Here is a 25,527-nt window from a genome sequence, read left to right on the forward strand (position 1 = left end):
CCGCGCGTGCCCTGCGCCACAGGACCCTGGACATGAACGTCATGTACGCCATGGGCATGGGGGTGGCATTTGCCGCCAGCTTGTTGGCCACGCTCCACGTGCTGTCGCATGACTTCCTGTTTTACGAAACGGCCCTCATGCTTGCCTCTTTCCTTACCCTGGGGCGATACCTCGAGGCCCGGGCCAAGGGCAAAACATCGGCTGCCATCACCAAACTGATGGGGTTGCGCCCCCGTACGGCTACGGTTCTCAGGGGTGATGAAGAGGTGGAGCTGCCGGTGGAGCAGGTTAAGGCGGGAGATGTCCTCCTGGCCAAGCCCGGTGACCGCATTGCTGTGGACGGAGTTGTCCTCGGCGGCGAGAGCTATGTGGATGAATCCATGATCACCGGTGAGCCCGTGCCGGTATTCAAAGCTCCCGGTGACCAGCTCATCGCTGGGACGCTGAACACCAACAGCCTGCTGCGCTACCAGGCGCAAAAAGTGGGCCGGGACACACTCCTGGCGCAGATTGTCCAGCTGGTGGAGCGGACCCAGGCCACTAGGCCACCGGCGCAGCGCTTGGCAGACCGCGTGGTGTCGGTCTTCATTCCGGTGGTCCTGTCCGTGGCCGTCATCTCGTTTGTCGTATGGTATTTTGTTGTCGGGCAGACGCTGCTCTTTTCGCTCACCACCCTGATTTCGGTGCTGGTGATCGCCTGTCCCTGTGCTCTTGGTCTGGCCACTCCCACGGCGGTGACCGTGGGGGTAGGCCGAGGGGCCGAGTTGGGCCTGCTGATCAAAAACGCAGAGGTCCTGGAGCGTGCGCCAAAGGTCTCGGCGGTTGTTGTCGACAAGACTGGCACACTCACCTTGGGCCGACCCCGCGTGAGCCGAGTGCAAGCATTCAACACCTCTGAAGAGGAAGTTCTTGCCATCGCGGGCGCAGTGGAGCGTCATGCACAGCACCCTTTGGCCGAGGCCATTGTACGCAGGGCAGAGGAAGCGGGCGTGGCCATGGGGCAGGCAGAGGGCTTGGACACGCTCGGGGGCAAGGGGGTCACTGCCACGCTGAATGGCAGGCATCTGGCTATCGGCAATCGCATGCTAATGGAGGAGGCGGGCATACCACTTTCGCGGACCGTAGAGGACGCACTGAGGTCGGCAGAGGATCGAGGGGAGACGATCGCGCTGGTGGCGGTGGACCAAAGGGTGATAGGCCTCATCGCCATCACGGACCCCCTTAAGCCGACCAGTGCCGCCGCGGTAGGGGTGTTGCAGGAGATGGGCCTTCGTGTGCTGATGGTGACCGGCGACACGGAGCGCTCTGCGCGCGAGGTGGCCCGTCAGGCGGGCATCCAAGAGGTCGTGGCCGGTGTGTTGCCGCAAGACAAGGCGCGCAAGGTGGCCGAGCTGCAGGAGCGAGGTGCCACTGTGGCCTTTGTAGGCGATGGCATCAACGACGCCCCAGCCATGGCGCAGGCAGACGTGGGTATCGCCATTGGAGGAGGGACCGACATCGCAGTCGAGGCGGGCGACCTCGTGCTCGTGCGCGACGACCTTTTGGACGCAGTAGCGGCCTTGCAGTTGAGCACCAAAGTCATGCGTCGCATCCGACAGAACCTTTTTTGGGCGTTTGCCTACAATACGGTGCTCATCCCGCTCGCCTCCGGGGCGTTGTGGCCAGCCCTGCACCTCACGCTGCGACCCGAATTAGCAGGACTGGCTATGGCGCTGAGTTCGGTGACGGTCGTTACCCTGTCCCTTACCTTGAGGCGCTATGTGCCCCCGGTGAAGCGTATGAACAAGCAGAACTAAACCCCAGGAGCAGAAGTGGCTAAGGTGGCAGTCATAGGTGCGGGTGACGTGGGCGCGACTGTGGCCTACACGCTCCAAATGGCGGGCGTGGCAACCGAGTTGGTGCTCGTTGACATCGACCGGGACAAGGCACGTGGCGAGGCGCTTGACATGAGCCACGGAGTCTTTTTTACCGGACCGATGAAGATAGTGGCTGGCGACATGGAAGACGTGCGCGGGGCCGCCGTGGTGATCGTGACCGCAGGCGCAAGGCAAAGGCCGGGCGAAACCAGGATGCAGCTCGTGCAGCGGAACGCGGACATCTGCACGGCCCTGGCCAAGGAAATCGGTGCCCTTTGCCCGGAGGCGGTGGTTGTGGTTACCACCAATCCGGTTGACGTCATGACCATGCTGGTACAGGAACATGCCGGGCTGCCCATACCCCAGGTTGTGGGCTCGGGCACGGTTCTCGATTCGGCGCGCTTTCGCTTCACCCTGAGCCAACATTGTGAGGTTGACCCACGGAATGTTCATGCCTATGTGATCGGCGAACACGGCGACAGCGAGGTGTTCCTGTGGAGTTCGGTCAACATTGCAGGCGTGCCCTTACACGCCTTTTGCAGAGGCTGTGCGCGCGCGTGTACGCCCGGTTTCCGTGACTCCGTCGAGATGACGGTGCGCAATTCCGCCTATCACATCATCGAGGCTAAAGGCTACACCAGCTATGGTGTGAGCCAGGCCGTGCTTCGCATCGTGCAGGCCATCATCCGCGACGAGCACAGCCTCCTCACCGTTTCTACTCGCTTGACTGGAGAGTACGGTCTGCGGGAGGTGTGCCTTAGCGTTCCGTGCGTGGTGGGCCGAAAGGGGGTGCTGCGCTTGGTGGAGACAGAGCTGACCGCCCGGGAGCATGAGGCCTTGCTCCGTTCTGCCGAGCTCATCCGTGCGAATGTGCCCGGAAGGCGATAGCCAGAGCAAAAGACGGTCAAGACGAACTCAGGAGGTGGCTATGTCACATCACTACCCGAAGGTTGGCGAGCAGGCACCCGATTTTGAACTGCCTGCCGTAGGGGACAAGAAGATTCGCTTGAGCGATTTCCGCGGCAAGAAGAACGTGGTGCTCTCTTTTCACCCTCTTGCCTGGACCGGCATCTGTGCCGCGCAGATGAAGGACTTGCAGGAAAACATAAAGCGGCTCACCGATAAGGACACCGTAGCGCTGGGCATCAGCGTGGACAGTATTCCTTCCAAGAAAGCGTGGGCGGAGTCCCTAGGCATCAAGGATGTGGAGATGCTGGCGGACTTTGAGCCGAAGGGGGCAGTGGCCAAGTTGTACGGCATCTATCGCCAGGAAGGCTTCAGCGAGCGGGCGGTGTTCGTGGTGGACAAGCAGGGGGTCATCCGCTTCGCAAAGGTCTACCCAATCAAGGAAAAGCCGGACGTGGGCGAATTCTGTGCGGTACTCTAGGCGCGCTTGGGCTAGGGATAGTCGGCCCCGAAGGCCCAGGGGGCTTTGGGGCTTGGGCTGAATGTCGCGAGTCAAAGCCATGTGCGAGGAGGTGCGTGCCAGACCCCTCTTTTCCTGCCAGGACGCCGAGAGGGTGGGGCGACAGCTCTACGGCCTTGCTGCCCAGGCGGTGGAATTGCCCAGCGAGCGGGACCGGAACTTCCTTCTCCGCGTGAGCATGGGGGAGCAGTACGTGCTTAAGGTGGCCAACCTGGGCGCGTCGCGGCTTGTGGTAGAATGCCAGAACAAGGCGATGCGCGAGCTCGGACGGCACGGCATCCCGTGTCCACAACCGTTGCCCACGCGGGATGGCCAGGACCTGGCAGAGGTGGAGGGACGCGATGGCCAGCGGTATTTGGTGCGCCTCGTGACGTACCTGCCTGGGGCCGTGCTTGCCGTCGCCAACCCCCACACCCCCGCCCTGTTGCGCAAGGTGGGGGCGCTCTTTGGCGCCATGGACCGTGTCCTTGCCTCGGTGTCCTGCCGCGCATTCGAAAGGGTGCTGGACTGGGATCTGGCGCGCGCGCCGGAAGTGATCACCAAGTACAAAGACCTGATCCCCGACCCTGCCGGCCGTTCTCTTATCGAAGCGTACCTGCCTCTCTATGAGGCAGTTTCTGGAACCCTGGCGCAGTTACGCCGAAGTCTCATTCACAACGACGGCAACGACTACAACATCCTTGTTGGCCCGCCTGCTTGGGACCGGGACGTGGTGGGTGTGCTGGACTTTGGGGACATGCTGGTCAGCTACACCGTTGCGGAAGTGGCCGTGGTCTCCGCCTATGCGATGCTGGGCAAAGAGGACCCTGTGGCTGCGGCAGCCGCGGTGGTGGCAGGGTATCATCAAACCTTCCCGCTCCATGAGGACGAGCTCCAGGTTCTCTACCCGCTGATCTGTATGCGCCTTTGTTTGAGCGCCTGCATCGCCGCCTATCAAAAGAAGGCCGCACCGGACAATGAGTACCTCTCTATCTCGGAAGCAGGGGTATGGGACACGCTCTGGCGACTCCGTGAGGTGTCACCGCAGCTGGCTCACTATCGGCTGCGCGAGGCGTGTGGATTGGAGCCCTGTCCCAAAAGCACCGCCATAAGAGCGTGGTTGGCCCAAAACCGCGACCAGCTTGGCCCCGTGATATCGCCCGATGCGTTGCGCAAGCCTCTGGTTCTGGACTTGAGCGTGGGCGGGAGCGATGCCGGGTCCCCTCACCAGTGGACAGACGTAGGAGCTTTCTCCTCGATGCTCTGGGGTAAGGTAGAGGGCGCCGGGGCAACAGTGGGGATCGGGCGCTACGATGAGGCCCGCCCGTTTTACACAAGCCCACTTTTTCGCGGGAATGGGCCACGTACAGTGCACCTCGGACTGGACCTCTTCCTGCGCGCAGGGGAGCCGGTTCTTGCGCCCTTGGACGGGGTAGTGCACAGCGTGCGGGACAACAGCGGCCCGCTGAACTACGGCCCCACCCTTATCCTCAGGCACCCTGCGTGTGGCGATCGGCCGGAGTTCTACGTTCTCTTCGGACACCTCAGTAGGGAGCTGTTGCAAAAAGTACAACCGGGGATGCCCGTGCAGCGGGGCCAGGTCATTGGACGCGTGGGCTCCAGCGAAGAGAACGGCGGGTGGCCGCCACACCTCCACGTGCAGCTGATCGCGGACCTGTTAGGGTTTGAGGGAGATTTCCCCGGTGTGGCCGCCCCAGATCAGCGCGCGGTGTGGAGGAGCATCTGCCCTGACCCCAGCCCTCTTTTGGGTGAGGCACACATTTCCGGGACGCGGGCCTCCTCCAGGGGGGCGGCCGAGGTGCTGGAGCTCCGTCGCCGTTTCTTCTCCCCCGTTCTTAGCGTGGCGTACCGCCAGCCGTTGCAGGTGGTGCGGGGCTATTTTCAATACCTGTACGATGAGGAGGGCCGCCCCTATCTGGACGCGGTCAACAATGTGCCGATTGTGGGGCACTGCCACCCGCGAGTCGTGGAAGCAGCCTGCCGGCAGATGATGACGGTGGCCACCAACACGCGCTACGTGCACGAAAAGCTCGTGGAATACGCCGAACGTTTGACAGCCACTTTGCCCGAGCCGCTCCGCATCTGTTTTTTTGTCTGCTCCGGCAGTGAGGCGAACGAGCTGGCCTTGCGCCTGGCGCGCGCTGTGACCGGCGGAAAAGAGACCATTGTTCTGGACGGCGCCTACCATGGCAACACCACTTCGCTGATTGAGATTAGTCCGTACAAATTCAATGGCCCCGGAGGGCAGGGGGCGCCGGCGCATGTGCGCGTGGTCCCCACCCCGGATCGCTACCGCGGTCTGTACCGTGGCGGGAGCGCTGAGGTGGGCAGGCAGTACGCACACCATGTGGGAGAGGTGATAGCCGAACTGCAAGCCCAGGGCAAGAAGCGGCCGATTTTCATCTGCGAATCGCTCATGGGATGCGCAGGCCAGATCGTGCTACCCGAGAGTTTTCTGGCCGAAGCGTTCAAGCTCGTTCGAGCTTCCGGGGGGGTGTGCATCGCCGATGAGGTGCAGGTGGGGTTTGCCAGGGTGGGCTCCCACTTTTGGGGGTTTCAAACCCAAAACGTTGTGCCGGATATTGTGACCATGGGCAAGCCCATCGGCAACGGTTTTCCGCTGGGGGCGGTGGTCACTACTCCAGAAGTGGCTGCAGCCTTTGACACGGGGATGGAGTATTTCAACACCTTCGGTGGCAACCCAGTTGCGTGTGCCGTAGGTTTGGCTGTGCTGGACGTGATCGCCGAAGAAAGGCTGCAGGAGAACGCACACCGGGTGGGCGCCTATCTCCTGAAAGGCCTTGGTGAGCTCATGGAGCGTCATCCCATCATCGGGGACGTGCGCGGCAAGGGGCTGTTCATCGGTGTCGAGCTCGTCCGCGACCGAGAGGAGAAAACGCCAGCCACCGAGGAGGCGGCCTATGTGGTGGAGAGGATGAAGGAAAAGGGCATCCTCATCGGCCGAGACGGCCCCTTTGCCAACGTGCTCAAGATCAAACCGCCTCTGGTTTTCACCGAAGCGGACGCCGAACGTCTGGTGACGGCCCTGGATCAGGTATTGGACGAAGACTTTGTCGCGCGAAGCTGACTCAGGAGCGGAGGCAGGTCGGTGGGCGCACGCAAAAGGGCGACACAATTCCACCCCCGGGAGGCGCAGGAACCGGCTTCCCTTCCGGGTAGAAGAGCGAGAGATGTCTCGCAAAAAGCTATGCTGCCATCTTCTCGGCGAAGCTTCCTACAGCGGCGCGAAGCGCTGACATCGAGCGAGCAAACACTGCCTTGAATACATCCGGCGGTGAGCAGAACATCTCGATGCTGGCCCATACATTGTCCCGAACGGGAAAGACCTTAGCGACCTTCGTCTCCGCCGTGGCCTGAAGCGCGGCTTGCTCCACTTTTAGGCGCTCTTGCTTGCTCTCAATGGGCCAGAAGTTGGGAAAGACGATGCGGAAAAAATCCTCGTCCCGGTCGTCGATGAGTATGGCGTAGGTTCGACCCTCTGACTTGAAAATAACATCGCCGTCATCGTCGATGGTGGTGGTGTACCCTTCCTCGAGGAGGAAATCCTGGTACATTTTGGCACGCTGCTGCTTGTCCACTGGGCTACTCCTTTTGTTGCACTGGTTAAACCACATGCCCTACTCCTCTGCCCGGACGCGTTGCCGCTCGGGTGTAGAAGTGGGGCGGCATCTCTTGTGGGGCATCGACCTCTGTGCCCTAAGCCGCACCAGTGGCAACCATTGACGCTGCTAGAGCAGTCAGCTTCAGCACGCTGTGCGAACGGATTGCGCAAACCTTGGAAGGTGCTGCCGCAAGCCAGGTTAGGAGTCAGCGTACCGCGAGGGTTTTGCCTCACGTCTAAATATGGCAACATTTTGCCTGAATAACAAGCGTTTTTTCGCCTTTTGCTCGAGAGGACTCAAGGGCGCACCGATGCTCATGCGGCGACGGGCCGGCGTGTTGACCGCACAGCCCTGCCTTCGTCTGTTTGGCAGAGGACTCCTGTGCTATGGAGTTCTCCGCCCCTGCCACGTGATGCCACGAGGCTTCAAGAGCCAATGACGGACGGGCCCGTTTTGTCTTGTTTTTCTTCGCAGGATTTATAGATTAAAGTCAAACATGCTGTGGCCCTATGGACACGAAGCGAACAAAGTTGATGGGAGAGGCGCAGGGAGCGATGAGACTATGAGCACCTTGGCTTGTCTCGGTGGTAAGCCGGTGACACGGAATCTTCTATCGGGCAATGAGTTTGGGAGGAGAGTCTACCTTGAGCGGGCCTACCTCTTAGAGGCCTACGTGAGTAGGGTGTAAGACGATTGGCCGGCAGTGGGTTCTATGGCGGCACGTGTCCGACAGGAATGGGCGACTTTCAACGGCTCGGCCTTTTGCGTGTCCCTCACCAACGGTACCCACGCGCTGCAGCTGGCGCTGGAGGCCCCCGAGGTGGGTGTGGGTGATGAGGTATTTGTCCCTGGTCTGACGTGGCAGCCCACAGCCGAAGCCCTGCATCGGCACGGAGCTGTCCGCACTTTCGGGAAGATTCTGGCCACCCCGCGGGTGCTCACCGAACCGATTGCCAAGGTCTACGAGCACCGCGCTGAACTGCTTGCGGCAGAGAAGGGGCGGGAGCATGGAGATTGAGGAATTCTGGTCCCCGTACCAGGGCGCCGTTTCGCTGACGTTTGACGACGGGACACCCGGGCAATTGGAGAGGGCGGTGCCGCTCTTGGACCAGTTCGATCTGAAGGCCACCTTCTACCTGCAGCCGCACGGCGAGGAGTGGCAGGGGCGTTACGCCCCTTGGCGCGAGGTGGCCAGAAACGGGCACGAAATCGGCAACCACACCCTCTCCCACGTCTGTTCATGCCAAGTTGGCCCCATCTTGCGTTCGCTGGAGTCCATGACCCTGCCGGAGATCGAGGCGGATATTCTCGCGGCGCAGGAGCGGTTGCAGAGCCTTGCCCCGCATCAGCGCTACTGGACATTTGCCTACCCCGGATCATGCACCTTTGTGGGCAGGGGCAAGAACCGGCAAAGCTACGTGCCTGTGGTGGCACAGCACTTTCTGGCCGGACGCACCGTGGGCGAATACGGGTTTGCCAACGCCCCTGCACTGGTGGACCTCGCGTGCGTGTGGGGCCTAAGCGTGGAGCGCATGAGCGGATTTGAGATGATCGGCCTGGTGGAGGAGCTCACCGCGCGCGGGCAGTGGGTCGTTTTGGTCTTTCACGAAATTGACGGCGAGCGGCTGAGCGTCGGGAGCCATGACTTTCGGATGCTCCTGGCCTATCTGCGTCGCCGCGACAAGGCGGTTTGGACGGCGCCAGTGTTCGCCGTAGCCAAGCGAATTGCCGAATTCCAGGCCATGCTCCGCGAAAGCGGTACCGACTAACGCATTGCAAGGAGGCCAGTCCCATGCACGCACCAGAGAGACCCCTCTTCAGAGAAGAGCAACGCTTTCGCCAACCTTGGTTGTGGGCGCTTGTGGTGGTCATTGCCGCGTTCAGCTGGTACTCGTTCGTAGTGCAGATTGTGCTGCAGAGGCCCGCTGGGCAAAGGCCCGCGTCCGATGTGATCATGGCGGTAGTGTGGCTGCTGTTCGGCGTGGGGCTGGTCGCCCTCATGTGGGGCGCCAAGTTGCTCACGGAAGTGAGAAGCGATGGACTCTACGTGCGCCTGGTGCCTTTTCACTGGCGGTGGCACGCGGTGCCGTATGATCAGATAGTTCGTTTCCAGGCCTGCACCTACAGACCCATCCTTGACTATGGAGGCTGGGGTATCCGCTATGGAAGCAAGGGGAAGGCGTACAACGTGAGCGGCAATCGTGGGGTGGAGCTGGAATTGGCGGGCGGGCGCCACCTATTAATTGGTTCGCAGCAGCCAGAGGCAGTCGTGCGCGCCATGGAGCAGGCGATGGGCAAGTGGTAGGCTACTGCACCGAGAGCAACGGGAGCGCGGAGAAGGGACCAGGGCAATGCGGCTGTTCGGTGTGGAATACCGAACCACTGACTATGTGGTTATCGATCTTGAGGCGACCTGCTGGCAGGAGCGCAGGCCGAGGGAGTGCAAGGAGACCATCGAGATCGGTGCCGTGCGCCTGGATGGGGACACGCTTCGGCTTTATGACGAATTCGCCACCTTCGTCCGACCAATGGAAAACCCCGAGCTGAGCGACTTTTGCCGCCGTCTGACCCGAATCCGCCAGAAGGAGGTGGACAGTGCCCCGGTCTTTACAGTTGCGCTGGCCGAGCTTCTGGAGTGGCTAGGGCCCGAGCCGGTGCTCTTCTGTTCGTGGGGGACCTTTGACCGCACGCAGTTGCGCATCGACTGCCGACGCCACGGCGTGACCTTCCCCGAAGTCCTCACTCGGCATGTGGACCTGAAGAGGGCATTCGCCGACTGGCGGCACCACAAGCGCGTGGGGTTGAGCAAAGCCTTGCAGCTGCTGGGCATGCAGTTTCAGGGCACGCCCCATCGCGGGCTGGATGACGCGCGGAACGTGGCACGAGTCGCCCAGATCATGTTCCCGGAATTGCTGCGCAAGGGCTACTTTGACTTTCGGCCCGCACGAGTATCGCAGCCGAAGTGAGACTGGGGCTGTCAGGGGCATGAGGAGGCAGGCAAAGAGGCAGCCAAGAGCCGAAGGGCAGGCAGCTCACGCGCGGCGCTCTCCCATGCGCGTGGGCCTTGCCCGGGCCTTGTCCAAATTGGGCTATTGCTCGCGCAGTACGGCACGCCGGTTGATTGCAGAAGGCCGGGTACGCGTGGACGGCAAGGTGAAGCGCGATCCGGAGGCTCCTGTGCGCTGGCAAAGGCAGCTGATCGAAGTGGATGGCCAGCTGGTCACCTCCAGCCAGCGGGTGTACCTCATGCTGCACAAGCCACGGGGGCTGGTCACCACGGCCGCCGACGAGCGACAACGAGGCACGGTGTACGACTGCCTTGCAGGGGCGCGCCTCCCTTTTGTGTCGCCTGTAGGGCGATTGGACAAGGAGAGCGAAGGGCTGCTCCTGTTCACCAACGATCATGACTGGGCAGCCGGACTCTTGGCACCTGAGTCAAAGGTTCGGCGAACTTACCGCGTGGAGGTCCAGGGCAAGATCTCCCCGGAGCACCTGCGCCTCATGGAGCACGGCGTGGGCACCGCCAGGGGAGACGTCCTTGCCGTCCGCCGCGTGCGCCTTTTGGCGCAAAGGAATGAAGGGGCGTTGCTAGAGCTCGTGCTTGAGGAGGGAAAGAACCGGCACGTCCGCCGGCTGCTTGCGGCCTTGGGGCTCAAGGTGATGCGTCTGGTACGCGTTGGGTTTGGCCCACTCCAGTTGGGGAATCTAAAGCCGGGCGAGTGGCGTTATCTTGAGCGCCGAGAAGTACAGAAACTCACTATGGCCATCGCCCCCCGTTTGCGCCAGCACCATTCCGGTTGAGCACCTGGTCCCCCTTAGGCGATTCCATGCGAACCGGGTCAACCCCACTCCGGCGGCGTGCGGTGTGTGTGCACGAGCCAGGAGGACTGCCCCGCTCACCTTTGCAATGCGTCAACCTGTCTCTCGGAAGGCGCGCGTGGGTGAGGAAACACTTGCGAGCCCAGTTCGCGATGGACCAAAAGAGCCAGGGAGCGACTTCTATCTTTTGGAACTGCAATCCTTAGACGGCCCGGCGGCGCAATCGGGCATCGTTCACAAACGCTGCGAGGGCAATAGCTCCCGTCATGCCCGCCGCGAGATAGACCCAGAGAGGCACTGGAAAGGGTTCCCCCTGCGCATAAGAGTGCAACCCCGTGAGGTAGTAGTTCACGCCGAAGTAGGTCATGAGCACTGAGCCGAAGCCGAGGACCGCACCGGCGGCGAAGACCAGGCGGTTCCGCAACGCAGGCACCTTTCCGATGTGCAGCGCGAGGACGTACACAAGGATGGTGATGAGTGTCCACGTCTCCTTCGGGTCCCAACCCCAGTAGCGGCCCCAACTAACATCCGCCCACACAGCGCCAAACATGGTACCGATACACAGTAAGGCAAACCCCACTTTGAGCAAACGGCGGCAGTCCGAAATGAGCGCTGCTATGACTGCTTCCAAGTGAGCGTCGATCCTTCTGGTCCGAAAGGTGCTAAGCGCCATTGCTACCAGGGCCACCAGCGCCCCGAGGCCAAGGAACCCGTAGCTGGCGGTGATCGTGGATACGTGGATGACGAGCCACCTGGACTTGAGCACGGGCACCAGTGGCGTGATCTGCGGGTCCATACCGCTCAAATGGGCGACAAACAGGGCGGCTGCCGCCAGCAAGCATGTAGTTGCAGGCAACCAAAGGTTGCGGCGCGAAAACAGTACCCCAGCGAATGCAGCTGCCCACGCGATGTAGACCATCGACTCGTAGGCGTTGCTCCACGGCGCGTGGCCGGCCACATACCAGCGCATAGCGAGGGCGCCGGTGTGAATCACCAACGCCGCCGAAACTAATCCCCGAGCGGCTGACATAAGAGACTGGGTAGGCAAACGGGTCGAAACGGTGGTCACCACCGCGACAGCCACCAGGACAAGGCCCATGGCCAGGTACACAGGCAGAAGGCGCTGAAATGGCTGTAGCCGATTGAGCAGAATCTCTGCGCGTACACGCGACCGACCCGGAACAAGCGCACCTGCGCGTTCCCGTTGATACTCCTGCACAAGACGCAGCGCCCGTGTGGCCTCTGCCCAAGAGCGGTCCCCTTCTGCCCGACGTACTGCACGGAGGTAAGTCTCGTACAGCTCCGTTGCCTGAGTCGCAACCTCTCCCGACAGCTCGCGACGGACTTCCTGGTAGGAGAGCCAGCGCCTTGGCTCTTCCGGGTGAGGAAAAAGTCGGGGGAGAAATCCGCGAAAAAGCATGTAGCAGATGCTCGCGCGCTCGTCGGTCTTGAGCAGCTCCCGGTCGTGTCGGTCACGCTCAGCAGGGGGCTTCTGGTTCGCAGCATGGACAAGGCGCGCCAGCCGGTAACGCCCTTCGCTATCGAAAAAGTCCACAAAGCGGGCCTTCACTCGCCCCTCGGGAAGGCCCAGGGTCCGGCGAATCTCCTGGTCCTGCACTACGATCATGGGCACCCGCTGCCACTGTTCTGGGCGCGCCATCATATCGAGAAGCACCTCGGTGGGGGCCAGTCCTTGCACCCGCGGCTCGCCTGAGACCTTTTGGACAATCTCGCGCGCAAATGTATCCATGGGCTTGAGGCGACCGTCGGCGTCCAGCACAAGAAGCGAACCAAAGGCGCGGAGGTGTGTGTGCCTGTTCTCGGGCGCACTGCCCTTCTGCTCAGACCCGGAAACCAGAACCGCAACCAAAGCGAGCCCCATTGTGGCCGCCACCATCGATCGCCCTGGAGCCGATCCTGAGGAATTGTCCTTCGCGCGTCGCACCAAAGGCCACAGCAACCACAAGATGAATCCACTGCCCACCATGACAAACCCCGCATAAACGACAGGCCTACCCGGGTCTTTGGCCACGGTAAGCACACTACCCAACTCGTCATCGTCGTAAGAGCTCTGGAAAAACCGGTAGCCGCGGTACGAAAGCGGGTGGTTCATGAACACCTCTTCTGCCCGCTGCAGGCCCCGTTGCGAGTCTTCCACCACCACCTTGCTGGTGAACATGGAGGGCCTTTCTGAACCAGGGTACCGCTGCACAGAGAAGTCCGTCAAGTGGAGGGCAAAAGGCAGGTGGCGCGACATGGAGCCAAAGCTGGCCGTGACGTTGAGCCGGCCGATCATGACACTCTGGACCTTTCCGGAGGCGCCAGAGCCACCGAAGAGGGTAAGAGTTTGTCGTTGATTCCCTGCTTGCAGCTCAATCTCCAGTGCCTCCTCCGTGAACGCGGGGTCGACGGGCGGCTGCACCTGCCGCGCCGGGATGGCAACCACTCGGGCGTGAGGCAGATAGGAGCGGAGGGCAAACCGCACCTGCCCCACCGTGTAAAGCTGCAGCGGCTGCAGAGTGTGTTCGAGGTGAGCAGGAAGCGTCACCAGCGTGGCATCCCGCATTCCCTGGCAGTCGACTTGCTCCGTGGCACGAAAGGTGGGGGAACGATCCTGCAACCTAAGGGTGACAACGGGTAGAGAGTCTGTCACTGTGGTGTCGCAGGCGATGACGGCGCCTGCAAGGTGTATGAGCTCGCCCGGGCGAAAGGCCACAAGGAGCCTCCTCTCTCCATCAAGGATGCTGAGCACCGCCGCTGGCCCGGCTTCTGGGTAGGGAGCAATGTCCGGCACCGCCTGCTCCACGTAGCGGAGGGCCGCCACACGCAGCTCAGCCGCACCTACGGCTAATCGCGCGCGGAGGCGAGGCCTTCTTCGCGGAGACAGATGGATAGGGAGCTCTACGCGAGCGCTGTCCTGGTCGTCCCGTGCTCCTACCATCAAGTACGCGCGTCTGCTGAGGAGGGAGGAGGCGCTCTGCCCCTCACGGAGGTGAATAATACCCTCAAACCCGTAGCGGGCGGTGAGCGTAGTCCCGACGAAGATCACCACCGTCCCGCCGTGCACCAAACCCATGGGTAAACGCTCTAGGCGCCACCAACTGGGCCGCATCAAGTGAGCGAGGAGGGAGAGGGCAAGCAGCACGAGCAGGAAGCGAAACCACCAGCTCTTGTACACCTCGACCTGGGCGGCCTCACTTCCCCACTCGTTTTCCACGAAAGTGGCAACGGCGCACGCCACCGCCACCCCGAGCGCAAGCACGGATACGAGGGCGGGAGAGGTCGCCAGGCCGCCTACTTTCGCCAGGAAGCTTTTCATCGCGTGGCCCCACCCTCGGAGGAAAAGCCAAAGATGGACACCTTCATCGCTCTCAGAGGGGCGTCCGGCACTCAAAAGGCCGTGACAAGGCCCAGCACATACCTATTGCGTTTTTCATCGAGCAGGCGGGTGTACTCGGCCGTCAAGCGTAGGTTGCGGCTGATAAGGTAAGTGCCACTGAGCGTGGCCGACCGATACCGCTCATCCGGTGCCTCCACGTGGTTGTACAGCGCTGACACGTAGGACCGTGACCTATCCAGGTGCGGCGCGTAGGTGAGCAACACCACACCCCCGCGTGTTGTCTGCGACTCTCCTCGGCTCCTAAACCAGGGGTTAGTGTCCCGACGCTGGAGGTACTGCACATGGAGTTCCCAGGGGCCTGCCGCAAGATTGAGGTCCGGCCCCAAATACATCACGGTGTTGGCAAACTGCTGGTTCGGCCGCTCTTTGCCATAGTAGGAATAGAGGCCGAGGGTGAGTGTCTCCCCCAGGCCTTGGTGAAGGGCAAGCCCGAAATGGCGGTACTTGTCGTTGTCCATTGTGCGTGTTGCCTCTTCAGGACCAATGCCGTTCCCATTAGTGATGGTCGCCACAAGATCCGTGCGCGTCTTCTCGATGCCGTACGCCAGGATGATGCCTCGGTCATAGGCCAAATTGGTGGGCGACAGGCCTATGCGCTGTCTAAAAATCTGATAGTCCTCGTACGTAAGGCGGAGTTCGCGCTTCATCAATGGGTCGCACTTTTGAAACTGGCCGACCATGACGTCCAGGCCAGTGCCGAGAATGTCGTCAAAATGGAGGTATGCATCCTCAATACCGGCGATCTCGCCTGCCTCCGACATGAAAAAGTAGAAGTAGTAGCCGATACCTTTGAAGAGGCCGCCCCCGGAGAGGATTTTGAGACCGTAGGGCGTCTGCAGATCGCTGTGGACCGGCCCCTCCTGGTCAGCCACTATGAACGCGTCGAAACGAACGGCTACCGGAAAGGTCTTGTTCAGCCAGAGCAATGGATCGCCTGCGGTCACATAGTCGCGCTCTTTTTCGCTCTCTTTGATGATGAAGCCGTTGGCGGCCACTTCATCCCCATAAGGCTTGAGGTGCGGGAAAGGGGAGTGGCAGGTGGTGCAAGAGATGTTATAGCGTCGAGCAAACGCGGGTATGCCGTTGGCCTGTATCGGGAAAAGCGACGTAAGAAGGACCAAGAACAGCATCCCAACCAACAGAGGATTGGTGCGCCTCATAGTTCCTCCTATTCGACCTGAGCGTTGTCCGTTGCAAAAGAGAGATGCCCTACTCGTAAACCTCAATCCAGGTACTGGCCGAGTTCACGGGGATTACTTCGCTTTCTTCGGCCGGGACCCCCAAATAGTCAGCCACAGGTTTGACCAGTTTCTGATAGTTCAACTCTGCCTTAAGGATCACCTTGCCAGGGGCAATGTCATCCGGGATTCGCCAAGTAAAGGTTTCGATTTTGGTCTCACGCGGGCCGATACGGTAGTCCACACCCAGCGATTTCGTGTTCCACTGCATGATGGTCATGTGGCCTTGGGGGTCGAAGTAAGGCATGCGGAAGATGCGATCGCCGAGCGGCACTCCGTCACGGGGGACGCCTCTAAAGGTAGGGTCGCCTTTTGGGATGCCCATGTCCTGATAGGCGAGCTCGTCCGAAGCAATGGTGTACTCCTCCCCAGGGAAGCCTTTGCGGTCCACCGGCAGATGGTATTCTTTGCCAGCCGCATCGATGGCAGTGACGTGCAGCCAAACGATGCGGTCTTCAACGGAGCCGGTGGGGAACTTGTGGCCCGGCTTGGCGCTGAAGAGTTGCACTTGAATGACCACCGTCCCGCCGCGCTCCACCTCGCGCTCATCCGGGTGCATGCGCAGCTCGATAGCGCTTGCCACCTTGCCAGGGTCGTGCGCCCCGTGGAAAAGGTGCAGGGCGATGGTATCTTCCTCGGCCATGATTGCATTGCGCCCGACTGTTTTCGGCATGTGGCAGTCCATGCAGACCACGCCCTCTTTGCTGTAGGGCCCTTCTTTCCACTCCAGCTGTGTGGACTTGACCCATACGCCGTAGGGGTTCCGCTCGTTGTGGCAATTGGCGCAGAGCTCTGTCTTGGTGAAGAGGGGCAAGTACTGCGTGTCATGGTGTGGCGATTTGCGTCCAGCCTTGGGACCGTACTTGGTGCGCCCCGGCGAGGAGGTGTAGCTAAAGTTGTAAGGAATCTCCCCTTCGTACCCGGCTATGGTATGGCAGAGGTCGCAGCTCACGCTCTCATTGGCGCGCGAATTCTCTGCCGGTCGCGGTGGCGGCACGTCGCCGGCCAGGAAGGCCAATGGCGCGTGACAGCCATTGCAGCCGTCCACCACGGGCTTCAGCGATGGCACCTTCGCCGCATGGGCGACCGCCAGGTCGAAGTACTCGATTTCGTCCCAGTGGTGCGTGTAAGCCTGGGACATCATGGCCTGCCGCCACTGTTGGTAAAAGTCCCCATGGCAGCTCTTGCACACCTCCGGCCTCTCGAACTGGTCGTACTTCTTAGTCCCCAGGGCCTTGTCCCCTGAAGGGAGCGCCTGGGACCATCCGATGCTTGCGCTAAGAACAAGAATGGCGACAATAGAGAGGGATCTCATGGCTGGACTCTCCTGAAGTGGCACGTCATTTTTGGTTGACCCATTGCTTCATGCCCGGGTCCTTGCCCTCTGCAACCTTAAGATAGGCAAGTGGGGCGAGAAAGTCAAGCGGAAACTGGCTGAGGTAGGCCGGTATTTGTCATGATGGAGCAAGCCCCAGGCTCTTACCCTGCTCAGGCCACACCGGAGAAGTAGGTTTTGCTGGGCAGGCCTCTTGTGATAGACCTTCCGAGTCTCCCGCCCAGTTTTTTTCTGGTCTTGAGAGGACTCTTTCACTTCGGCCCTAAAGGAACCAAGCAAGGCAGGTGACAGGCCACCTCTGGATTTCCGGAGTGTGGCGCGGGCCTCTTAAGGGCTGCCCTTCTGCAGCTTCAATGCCGCAATCGGTGAGCGAGTCACACTTCCAGGCGCGGTGAGCTGAGCACGGCACTGAAGCCGGTCCGGTGGAATCGGTTTTCAGGCAGGTCTGGACTCGACTCCCGTACCTGCTTAATGCGTACCTATCTTGTCTTTCCTGCCAACAGGCTCCCGCCCCAGCCGGCGAGCACAGCGAGCAAAAGGGTTCCTACGTCAGCCAGACCCGGTGGTAGGCTGACCACCAGATTAGGCAGGCCGACCAGCGCCCCCAAGGCCAAACCATGCACTTGAGCGGCGCGACCTGTGCGGCGGGCCACCCACAGGGCAGCTCCAAACGTGAGCACCACGAGTGCGACCCGGCCAAGCCAAGGAGCCACCGTGTCGGCAAAATCCTTTATCTGAGCCTGATCAGGCGCACCTCGCGCTTGCCAGCCAAGCGCAAAGGCATAGCCGAACACTACCACGCCAGTAAGCAGCACGCTGACCAGCCAGATAAGCACCGCGGCCACAAGGAGACGCCCCCATCTCAGCTGCGAAGGCGCCGTTGGCATTGTGTCTCTCCTTTCCGTTGATCCTTATACTGTACGTGCGGTAGCGCTCCTCAGAAAGGCATGAGCCTACTTTATTCGTGGGCAGCTATTATGCGTTTCACCCGAGTTTGTGTACGATAGAGGAGCCGCCAAAGTTGCGCAGCCAACAAGGAAGGGCGCAGAAATTGCCTTCCCTTTCACGGACTGCCGACAATACTCGGCCCGAGCACACCCCCGAGTGCATCGGCGTGAAGGGTTTAGTGATGAGCCCTCAAATAACCGATGCGCGCCCCGTGGCCGTGCCCGCAAGCGCTCCCCGCAATAGCAGCGGGTTGGTGGCGACGAAGAGGCTCTTTTCCCATGCCGCGGGAGCGACAAAAGGGCTCCTGTTTTGCTTGGTCAACCAAAAATCGGGATCATTGCGCCATGGATATCGCGGGCGGCATCTGAAGTCAGGAAGAGGATCACTTCGGCTATCGACTGGGGGCTCACCCACTGCGAATAGTCCGCATCGGGCATGGCGGCGCGGTTGGCCGGCGTGTCGATGGTGCTCGGCACCACGGCATTGACATTGATGTGGTACTTTTTCACTTCCGCGGCCAGGGACTGTGTGAAATTCAGCACCGCGGCTTTGGCGGCGGCGTAGGCTGCAACCTTGGCGCGGCCCTGGAGGCCGGCCTGCGCGCCCACAGTGATGATCTTGCCCGAGTTCTGGCGCATCATGACCGGCACCACATGGCGGCAGCAGAGGAACGTAGAGAGGAGGTTGAGCCTTATCATGTGCTCCCATTGGGCGAGGGTGGTCTCGGCCACGGGGACGCCGCCGACTAGGTGTACCAGGGCGTGGATGCGGCCGAACCTGGCCACCACGTCCTCGACCATGTGCGATACGCTGGCTTCATCGAGAAGCTGGGGGTGCAAGCCGTGGACGTTACTACCAAGCTCGCCGAGTGCCTGCTGCAGCGGCGATTCATGCTGAACGTTTCCGCTTGCAAGGCGGATCGCCTGTGTTCGGGCGAGAGGAATCAGCAACTCTCTTCTTCGCGCAGCGCCAAATTCTGTTCCTGCACGATGACCTTGCGATAGACCTCCTGCGGTGCGCGGGGCCGCCCTTCCACGTTTAGCAAGTTTTCCAAGCGGATGCCGAACAGGCGCTCGTTCTCGCGCAGATATGGCTCCATCAGCGCCCAATCAGCTTCGGTCAATGGGACAAAGGTGCCGCCGTTGAGTTGTTCCTCGCTGACTAGGTGATGCGGATCGCGCAAGAAAATCGCCCCTCCCGAGGCGAGCGAGAACAAGTTGCCGCCCGGATACGGCGAAGGCAATTCCTCCAGGTTGCCATCTTCTGAGAAAGCGACGCCGTTCAGGATCACAAAGCCTCCGCCTTGATGTGGATCGCCAGCCATGAATGACTCAGCCAAGTAATCAAGGCAGGTCCCGTTGATGACCACGCGCGGCTTTCCTACTGCGTTGATGAGCGGACGTCCGGCCGCCGAGCCGAGGACATACACCTCGCCGCCCTTCGCACCATAGAGGAAGGTCTGACCTACATCGCCGTAGATCACCAGTCTGCCATCCTTAAGAATCTGGCCGAGTTGATCTTGTCCATCGCCGTGCAGATACACCTCCGCGCCGTCCAGGCCCGAGCCAGCATAGTCACCCACGTCGCCATAGAGGTCAATGCGCGTGCCGTGCGTCCCTGGCCCGAGGCCGCAGGCTGCGAAGCGCCCGCCACGCCAGCGATAGATGATGAGATGTCGCCAGCCCTGCTCATAGGCCCGCACCATCCAGCGCGCTGCGCTCTCCTCCCCTTCGGGTGGAAAGCCCAGCGCATCCAACACGAGAATCGCCCTCGACGAGGGAGCGGGAGAAAGCGAATGGCGGGTGTCCCAGGTGACACGGTGTACCATAGACGATGGGTCGTTGTGCTGTGCTTGCTCAAACAACCTTATCAGGCTCTCATCCACCAGGGTAAGCAGTGAGGCGCGCTTTTTGTCCCCGAGATCGGTGCGGCGATCGCGGAGCAGGGTCAACATCTCCCGCGCAAAGTACCACTGGTCGAATCCCTGTCCCCCGAAACTCACCAGCCAATTCAGGCTCCAGGCCAGTTCGTTCCAAGTGAGCGTCTTCATGCGCGGCGAAATCCAGTTCCAAGCGGTCGGCGCACCACCGTTATCAAAGGCGCGCTGTATGGCTTGCTCCCAACCCGAACGCCATTCTCGCCCGGCACGTTCGGGTTCTAGTCGCGCCGGCGCGTGGTGACCCCCGCAGGGCAGTCTCACCGGCTGCCCAAATTTGTTGGTGCAGCGAAGAGACCACCTTTGCCCGTCAAGAGAAGGGACAGGGGTGAGAACAAATCGAAACGCGCCGCCATCCGTGTGTGAGCCACCGCGCGCTACCCAGTATTTATCGGCCAATGGCTTGAAGCGCTCATCCTCCTCGGCCAATGAGCGCAGACAGGCATTGATCGCCTGTCGTTCGCTGGCGATCAGCCCGACTTGCACGCCCTTCTGCTGTGCACGAGCATGTTGGGAACGAGGAATGTTTTCATACAGCGCGAACACTTGTGGTCGTAGCATCGAAGTATCCGTGATGCCCAGCAATTCAAAGGTGTCTTCTTTCGAGCGGGCCACAATGAAGAACCAGGGGCCATCCGGCGAACCGTGCAGATGCGTGCGCTGCACTGCCCGATAGAGTTCGCGCTTTTTCGGCGGCAGCATCAGAAAGTCATACTCGGTGGTCGGTGCCATGGCCTCCAGCGTGACCTCCAACGGGTAGCCATAGACGCGATCCCATAGGTCAAACAACTGCACACTGACCTCGGTGTCCGTCAGGAACAGTTGTCCAATGTTGCGTTGGCGCAGGTACTCGGTCACGGCATGGTAGTTAGCAAAGTCGCCATTATGTACCAGCGCCTCGTTCAGTCCGACGAAGGGGTGTGCCCCACCCGGATGCCAGACGCGTCCCTTGGTCGGGTAGCGCTGATGCGCGATCCACACGTGAGCCGTTTGATCCTCCAGGCGATAATATTTCACAACCTGTTCGGCATAGCCCACGATCTTCAACACCGAGAGATTTCGCCCATGACTGAGCACGAAGGCGCGCTTTTCACCCAAGCTGGCATAGAACTGGACGTTTAAGCGATAGGAGTTTTGATAGACGAACTCATCTTCGACCATGCGCTGCGCGAGCCCCTCCAGGCCTTTCTCCTTGGCGAAACGTGCCAGGACCTCGGGCCGCACGCGCACAAAATAGCGCCAGACGTCCGGAGGCCGCACCTCCAGCCCTTGCACCTGGCGGAAGTCCTCTACATGCGGAAGCTCATACGCTTGGGCAATATCGAAGTGGGGCAGGATGAAATCTCGCTCCACTTCCTCGCGCGCGGAAGGATCGAGCAGGGCGATCTGCAGGAGATAATGGGTGCGTAGCGTCTCCGCATCCACCCTGACCTGAGCCGGGTCTAGCCCCACCGTGGCGATGCCTCCGCCCTTGCCGTTGCCGCGATTGTGCATTTGCAGCGAGGCGGTCAGCACATGACGCCCGGCAATGGGGGCGGTGGCGATCAGTCCCAGTACCCCGCACCCGCCCTCGGCGGCCTCCTCGGAGCGTCCAGATGGGGGCGTCAGCGCCATCAGGTCACGACGGGATGCCAGGATTCGTTCAGCGTATTTTGTGTCCACCACTTACCTCGCTTGGGTTTCCCATCCACCTTTTCTTAGAGAGGGCAGAGCAAGGCTCATCATTCCAGATACACCAGTAGGTCACTCCGGCCGCGCAATTCGCGCACCGACTTCATGCCTAAGGTTTTCAGAATCCCGGCGAGTTGCCACAGCCAGGAAGTATACAAGTTGATGATGCGCTGTGTGGCCTCATCACTGTTGACCATGTTTGCACGTTCCGGATCGGTGGTGGTGATCCCAAAGGGGCAGCCTTGCCCTTTCTCGCATTGGCCAACGCGGATGCAGCCGATGGCTACCAACTCGGCGGAGCCCAAGACCGCACCATCCGCGCCCAGCGCAATGGCCTTGGCCACGTCCCAAGCTGAGCGCAGGCCGCCGGAGGCCATCACCACTATTTCATCGCGAATCCCTTCACCGAGCAGGAAACGGTGCACTTTGGGAATGGCGTATTCGATAGGCATGGCGATGTTCTTTTTGGCGATTTCCGGCGCTGCGCCGGTACCGCCATAAGCCCCGTCCAAGTGGACGATATGCGCACCGGCATAGTAGGCGCCCACGGCCACCATATCCACGTCGGTCGGCGTCGAGACCTTCACACTGACCAGGGCGCGCGGGTTGACCTGCTTCAGCCAATCCACGTGCTTCCTGTGGTCTTCTACGGAGTACACGCTGTGAAACGGAAAAGGCGAGAAAAGCGAGGTGCCCTGCACGGCCTCGCGCAGGCGAGCTACCGAATCGGTATTCTTGTTTCCGAGCAAGTGACCACCCAGCCCCGGTTTGGCGCCTTGGGCGTATTTGATTTCCACCAGGCGGGCGCGTTGGATGGTCTCCTCGCGCACGCCGAACAGGCCGGTTGCCACCTGGGTGATGATGTGATCGGCATAAGGGACGAGCTCTTCCGGATAGCCGCCCTCGCCCGTTGAGGTAAAGGTCCCCAGAGCCTGTGCAGCCCGCGCTCGGGCCAGCATGATCGGCAATCCGATCGAGCCGTAGGACATTCCCCCGCCGTACCATGGCAGCGGCAGGACGAGTTCCGGTCGTCCATCGGCGCGGAGGTTGAGCGGCAGCGAAAGATCGAACTCGGCTGGATCGGCGATTGGAGGGTGAGCCGGGTCCATGTCGAACTCGAAGGGGAAGGCCAGGCGGTCGAACCCGCCATCAGATGCACCGAAACGGTAATCACAGTCCAGACCGAGGGGCGGCTGACCGGTACGGGCCTGCTGTTGCGAGGCCAGTAGCAGGGTCTGTGGCCAGCGGAAATCGCCCTCGTTCCCTGCCTGGACTTTCAGCCGCGGCAGCGCCGAGAGGGGCTTGCTCCCCCCGAGCGTTTCACGAAAAGCCGTATCCTCTCTCTTGTACCAGATCGTCCGCCCAATCTCACCGCGCAGACGGCGGATCTCGCGCATGCCCATTGCCCCCAAGGCCTCCAGCATTTGATCACGCCAAGCGTTTATCAAGTTGATGATGCGCTGCGCTCCCCATTCTGCCTCAAACTCTCCGCTCTCAACCGGGCACTTGCCCTTATCTGCCCACAGTGCGCAGCCCCACGCAATCAGCAGGGCGAAGTCCACTGCCACCGCGTCGGCGCCGCACGCAATCGCCTTGACCACATGCTCAGCCGCCCCAATCCCGCCCGAGACGATCAGGGTGACCCGATCGCGCAGTCCGGCCGCCACCAAGGCGCAATGCACATCCTGGAGCGCCTCGGGGAGAGGGCGACCTGCCTGGTCGCGCCCGATCTCGTCGGCGATCAGGTGAAGCACGGCCACGCCTGAGCGGGCATAGCGAACGACATCTTCTACCAGCCGCGAATCAAGTGGCAGGCGAAGGGCAACAATGGCTTGGGGGTATAGGTTGCGTAGGTCTTCCAAGCTTGCGGTCTCCGCGGTGCCCTCGACCTCCACATAGCGCGGCGACCAGGGCAGATGTGCGAGTTCGTTCATCGTTCCTAGCGCGCCCAAATGCGAAGTGCAATGGCTCACATCGTCAGCGTAATCGGAAGGGGCAAGCAATGCCAGTGTACCCAGCCTCTGTGCTGCTTCCGCCAAGGCGCGCAGCGCGCTGCGTCCGGGCAGGGGAAGGGGAAGCGGATCGAACAGGATCGGGATCGGGATGCTGAGCCAGGTCGGGAGGTCCGAGACCAGGTGCCCTTGCGTGTCGAAGACCAGGCGATCGAGACGAGCTCCGATGTCCACCTGTGTCGAGATGTATTCGCGCCCGTGGATTCCATCGCGAGTCGGGCGGACGATCTCGCTCATGTCCAGCCAAAGACCTTCGAATCCCTCGCCGGCAAACTTCCCCCCGTAGCCCCCTCCGGAGATGGGAATGCGCCCTGTCTCGGCCTGATACCAGGTCTGGGTGATGATCTCGGCCGTCCAATATTCATCGCCGCGCTGTGATCGCCCCGCAAAGACCGTATGTCCATATTTGACATACGCATCACCCTCGAGGAGGGCGAAGGTTGCTGGGTAACCGCCTGGGAGCGGAGGAACGGGACGTATGGGAATATGGTAACGGCTCGAACACATAGCACTTTCCAAGTACCGGCTCCTGGTGAGAATTTGTGCAGAGGGTGATTGAGATAAGTAGTTGAAAGGCATTAGAGAGATATTGGTAACTCTTGGATCGGGGGGATTGGACCCAAGTTACGAAGAGGTCTCTCTTGCCTGTTGCGGCATAATATAACAAAATCGACTTGAGGAATCAAGGACTATCACATGGGGAGCGTCAAACGGGGTCGGGTGGGCCTGCTTATCCCCTCGATGGTGATTGCTAGCCGGCGCAGGGGATGCTCCTCGTGCGGGCGCTGTGTGCCGGCGCGGGACCGAGTCCATGAACGGACCTGGATGCATCGACCCTTTTGGGGGGCCGGTCCGCATCTATTAGCAACGTGTACAGGTGCCGTGTCCCCGTTGCAGGGTGAAGGTGTAGCGGACATCCTTGACTAATGGGAGAGCTCCCTTGGTCAGCCGTCGATGGCGGCCTCAGCCAACTGCTCGAGGATGCTGCGCATGCGGACGGTGGCAGGGTTCTTTCGCGTTTCCTTGGAGGCAGTGTATGGGACAGTGACGCGGAGAGTTGCACCTGGGTTGGCATGTGGAAAAAACCGGTCCCGGGGTGATGGGCGTCGACGAGATCAGCGGCACGTGGCGCCACATCTCCCCCATGTAGATCTGGGTCGCAATGGTTCTGGCGGCCATGGATCAGGTCAGGCTCCAAGAGGCCCATCGACTGCGAGGCACCAACCCAGAACTGCTGACGAGCAGCTGCTACCTGTGGCTGAAGAACCCCTCGAATCTGAGACCCCAGGATGGGCAACGGCTGGAGTACCTGGAGGGATTGAAGCTGGGAGTCTTCGCCGCCTATCTGCTCAAGGGGCACTTCCGTCAACGGTGGCGGCGACTGACCAAAGAGGATGCCGGAGGCTTCGTGGACGGTTGGCTCGGGTCGGCTCGCAATTCTGGACTCGGACCCATGCCGCAGTCTGCCTCTCTGTTGTCCACGCGTCGCCAGGGAGTTCTTGCATACTTTGAGGTAACCCATTGACAATGGGGCCGCGGAAGCCAGGAACGCCAGTGCCAAGGCGATAAGCGTGAGGAGACGGAGCCACCCCTCGCCAACGGTGTTTTCCACAGTGCTGTGGCAGTGGCTGGGTGGTCTCCAAACGCCCACTTTCGTGCGCAAATTCGGGTGACGAGCCTCTTGTTTTGGGCCAAATATCATCCAAATCCCTGACGTGGAGAAAGGTAAGGCATTCCCCACCTCGGGCAGGGGCTGGTGGATGAGCTCCTATCTTGCTGGTGGCGTGAGTCCAATAAAACTCTGCCGGGGCCAGACAGTGCATAGGGTCACCTGGTGACCCAGCCTTGGAAGCCTTTGCCGTGTCTCCCCAAACTCCGGCCGGCGCTTTCCAGCTCCGGGCGTTTAGTGGCCTGGCGAACGACGGCTTCCTGCCGGGCCCGATGTCGTGGCGCCTTGGGACGGTATCCATGGGCTCGTACTTCATGCCCCACCGGAATTACCCAGGGCCCCGGATCGGGGCACCGGGGTTGGGCGATTTATGGACAACCGGTCTTGCGCGTGAACGGGGGGAGAAGACCAGGGGGGTGAAGAGAATTGGTGCGCTATCCCCCACTATCCGAACACCGGTACGATAGCGCCATGGATATCGCGGGCGGCATCTGAAGTCAGGAAGAGGATCACTTCGGCTATCGACTGGGGGCTCACCCACTGCGAATAGTCCGCATCGGGCATGGCGGCGCGGTTGGCCGGCGTGTCGATGG

The 25,527-nt window shown here is 61.1% G+C and carries 20 protein-coding genes; 11 read left to right on the forward strand and 9 right to left on the reverse strand.

The window, feature by feature from the left end; all coding sequences use genetic code 11:
* The 4 genes from ONB25_13170 to ONB25_13185 all read left to right on the forward strand — a co-directional run.
* Nucleotides 1–1,796: copper-translocating P-type ATPase (locus ONB25_13170; GenBank protein ID MDZ7393835.1), on the forward strand; the 1,796-nt coding region annotated here is incomplete at its 5' end.
* Nucleotides 1,797–1,811: 15 nt separating this feature from the next.
* Nucleotides 1,812–2,744 (forward strand): L-lactate dehydrogenase, encoded by a 933-nt coding sequence (locus ONB25_13175; GenBank protein MDZ7393836.1) that lies wholly within the window; start codon nt 1,812–1,814, stop codon nt 2,742–2,744.
* Between the two features lie 40 nt (nt 2,745–2,784).
* On the forward strand, nt 2,785–3,243 hold the full coding sequence (locus ONB25_13180; protein ID MDZ7393837.1) for a peroxiredoxin: 459 nt from the start codon (nt 2,785–2,787) through the stop codon (nt 3,241–3,243).
* A 61-nt stretch (nt 3,244–3,304) separates the two neighbouring features.
* Nucleotides 3,305–6,370 carry an aminotransferase class III-fold pyridoxal phosphate-dependent enzyme gene (locus ONB25_13185; GenBank protein ID MDZ7393838.1) on the forward strand — a complete coding sequence of 1,022 codons (3,066 nt, stop codon included), beginning with the start codon at nt 3,305–3,307 and terminating at the stop codon, nt 6,368–6,370.
* A 118-nt stretch (nt 6,371–6,488) separates the two neighbouring features.
* Here ONB25_13185 and ONB25_13190 read toward each other — a convergent pair whose 3' ends face one another.
* A complete protein-coding gene (locus ONB25_13190; protein MDZ7393839.1) occupies nt 6,489–6,917 on the reverse strand; it encodes a hypothetical protein in 429 nt (142 codons plus the stop codon).
* 550 nt (nt 6,918–7,467) lie between these two features.
* Here ONB25_13190 and ONB25_13195 point away from each other — a divergent pair.
* From ONB25_13195 to ONB25_13220, 6 genes are all read left to right on the forward strand, one after another.
* Entirely contained in the window at nt 7,468–7,593 is a 126-nt protein-coding gene (locus ONB25_13195) for a hypothetical protein (GenBank protein ID MDZ7393840.1), read from the forward strand.
* A 15-nt stretch (nt 7,594–7,608) separates the two neighbouring features.
* Entirely contained in the window at nt 7,609–7,923 is a 315-nt protein-coding gene (locus tag ONB25_13200; protein MDZ7393841.1) for a DegT/DnrJ/EryC1/StrS family aminotransferase, read from the forward strand.
* A complete protein-coding gene (locus tag ONB25_13205; GenBank protein ID MDZ7393842.1) occupies nt 7,913–8,674 on the forward strand; it encodes a polysaccharide deacetylase family protein in 762 nt (253 codons plus the stop codon). Before ONB25_13200 ends, ONB25_13205 begins: the two co-directional genes overlap by 11 nt.
* Before the next feature lie 23 nt (nt 8,675–8,697).
* Nucleotides 8,698–9,210, forward strand: a complete 513-nt coding sequence (locus ONB25_13210; GenBank protein ID MDZ7393843.1) for a DUF6141 family protein — start codon at nt 8,698–8,700, stop codon at nt 9,208–9,210.
* A gap of 46 nt (nt 9,211–9,256) precedes the next feature.
* Nucleotides 9,257–9,871 (forward strand): exonuclease domain-containing protein, encoded by a 615-nt coding sequence (locus ONB25_13215; protein ID MDZ7393844.1) that lies wholly within the window; start codon nt 9,257–9,259, stop codon nt 9,869–9,871.
* Nucleotides 9,872–9,956: 85 nt separating this feature from the next.
* Nucleotides 9,957–10,706, forward strand: coding sequence for an rRNA pseudouridine synthase (locus ONB25_13220; protein MDZ7393845.1), 750 nt, complete (start codon nt 9,957–9,959; stop codon nt 10,704–10,706).
* A 220-nt stretch (nt 10,707–10,926) separates the two neighbouring features.
* On the opposite strand, the gene ccsA is transcribed toward ONB25_13220, so the two are convergent.
* From ccsA to ONB25_13255, 7 genes are all read right to left on the reverse strand, one after another.
* The gene (gene ccsA, locus ONB25_13225) at nt 10,927–14,043 is read right to left on the reverse strand and encodes a cytochrome c biogenesis protein CcsA (GenBank protein MDZ7393846.1); all 3,117 of its coding nucleotides are present in this window, start codon (nt 14,041–14,043) and stop codon (nt 10,927–10,929) included.
* A 71-nt stretch (nt 14,044–14,114) separates the two neighbouring features.
* A complete protein-coding gene (locus ONB25_13230) occupies nt 14,115–15,284 on the reverse strand; it encodes a hypothetical protein (GenBank protein MDZ7393847.1) in 1,170 nt (389 codons plus the stop codon).
* A 49-nt stretch (nt 15,285–15,333) separates the two neighbouring features.
* The gene (locus ONB25_13235) at nt 15,334–16,677 is read right to left on the reverse strand and encodes a multiheme c-type cytochrome (GenBank protein MDZ7393848.1); all 1,344 of its coding nucleotides are present in this window, start codon (nt 16,675–16,677) and stop codon (nt 15,334–15,336) included.
* Between the two features lie 500 nt (nt 16,678–17,177).
* Nucleotides 17,178–17,585, reverse strand: a complete 408-nt coding sequence (locus ONB25_13240; protein MDZ7393849.1) for a hypothetical protein — start codon at nt 17,583–17,585, stop codon at nt 17,178–17,180.
* A gap of 378 nt (nt 17,586–17,963) precedes the next feature.
* Nucleotides 17,964–18,596, reverse strand: coding sequence for an SDR family NAD(P)-dependent oxidoreductase (locus ONB25_13245; protein MDZ7393850.1), 633 nt, complete (start codon nt 18,594–18,596; stop codon nt 17,964–17,966).
* Nucleotides 18,590–21,244, reverse strand: a complete 2,655-nt coding sequence (locus tag ONB25_13250; protein MDZ7393851.1) for a glutamate synthase — start codon at nt 21,242–21,244, stop codon at nt 18,590–18,592. The genes ONB25_13245 and ONB25_13250 overlap by 7 nt, the downstream gene beginning before the upstream one ends.
* Before the next feature lie 59 nt (nt 21,245–21,303).
* The gene (locus ONB25_13255; GenBank protein MDZ7393852.1) at nt 21,304–23,772 is read right to left on the reverse strand and encodes a glutamate synthase-related protein; all 2,469 of its coding nucleotides are present in this window, start codon (nt 23,770–23,772) and stop codon (nt 21,304–21,306) included.
* Between the two features lie 655 nt (nt 23,773–24,427).
* Between ONB25_13255 and ONB25_13260 the strand changes: the two genes are divergently transcribed.
* A complete protein-coding gene (locus ONB25_13260) occupies nt 24,428–24,790 on the forward strand; it encodes a transposase (GenBank protein ID MDZ7393853.1) in 363 nt (120 codons plus the stop codon).
* A 588-nt stretch (nt 24,791–25,378) separates the two neighbouring features.
* On the opposite strand, the gene ONB25_13265 is transcribed toward ONB25_13260, so the two are convergent.
* Nucleotides 25,379–25,527 (reverse strand): 3-oxoacyl-ACP reductase (locus ONB25_13265; GenBank protein ID MDZ7393854.1); only part of this gene is annotated, 149 nt, incomplete at its 5' end.

This window comes from candidate division KSB1 bacterium, from assembly GCA_034506335.1.
Lineage (GTDB): Bacteria > Zhuqueibacterota > Zhuqueibacteria > JANLFK01 > Oleimicrobiaceae > Oleimicrobium.

Excerpts from the sequence above, each read along its gene's own strand:
- ONB25_13180 (MDZ7393837.1), top strand. The coding sequence starts at position 2,785 with ATGTCACATCACTACCCGAAGGTTGGCGAGCAGGCACCCGATTTTGAA.
- ONB25_13185 (MDZ7393838.1), top strand. The coding sequence starts at position 3,305 with ATGTCGCGAGTCAAAGCCATGTGCGAGGAGGTGCGTGCCAGACCCCTC.
- ONB25_13190 (MDZ7393839.1), bottom strand. The coding sequence starts at position 6,917 with ATGTGGTTTAACCAGTGCAACAAAAGGAGTAGCCCAGTGGACAAGCAG.
- ONB25_13195 (MDZ7393840.1), top strand. The coding sequence starts at position 7,468 with ATGAGCACCTTGGCTTGTCTCGGTGGTAAGCCGGTGACACGGAATCTT.
- ONB25_13205 (MDZ7393842.1), top strand. The coding sequence starts at position 7,913 with ATGGAGATTGAGGAATTCTGGTCCCCGTACCAGGGCGCCGTTTCGCTG.
- ONB25_13210 (MDZ7393843.1), top strand. The coding sequence starts at position 8,698 with ATGCACGCACCAGAGAGACCCCTCTTCAGAGAAGAGCAACGCTTTCGC.
- ONB25_13215 (MDZ7393844.1), top strand. The coding sequence starts at position 9,257 with ATGCGGCTGTTCGGTGTGGAATACCGAACCACTGACTATGTGGTTATC.
- ONB25_13220 (MDZ7393845.1), top strand. The coding sequence starts at position 9,957 with ATGCGCGTGGGCCTTGCCCGGGCCTTGTCCAAATTGGGCTATTGCTCG.
- ccsA (MDZ7393846.1), bottom strand. The coding sequence starts at position 14,043 with ATGAAAAGCTTCCTGGCGAAAGTAGGCGGCCTGGCGACCTCTCCCGCC.
- ONB25_13230 (MDZ7393847.1), bottom strand. The coding sequence starts at position 15,284 with ATGAGGCGCACCAATCCTCTGTTGGTTGGGATGCTGTTCTTGGTCCTT.
- ONB25_13235 (MDZ7393848.1), bottom strand. The coding sequence starts at position 16,677 with ATGAGATCCCTCTCTATTGTCGCCATTCTTGTTCTTAGCGCAAGCATC.
- ONB25_13240 (MDZ7393849.1), bottom strand. The coding sequence starts at position 17,585 with ATGCCAACGGCGCCTTCGCAGCTGAGATGGGGGCGTCTCCTTGTGGCC.
- ONB25_13255 (MDZ7393852.1), bottom strand. The coding sequence starts at position 23,772 with ATGTGTTCGAGCCGTTACCATATTCCCATACGTCCCGTTCCTCCGCTC.
- ONB25_13260 (MDZ7393853.1), top strand. The coding sequence starts at position 24,428 with ATGGTTCTGGCGGCCATGGATCAGGTCAGGCTCCAAGAGGCCCATCGA.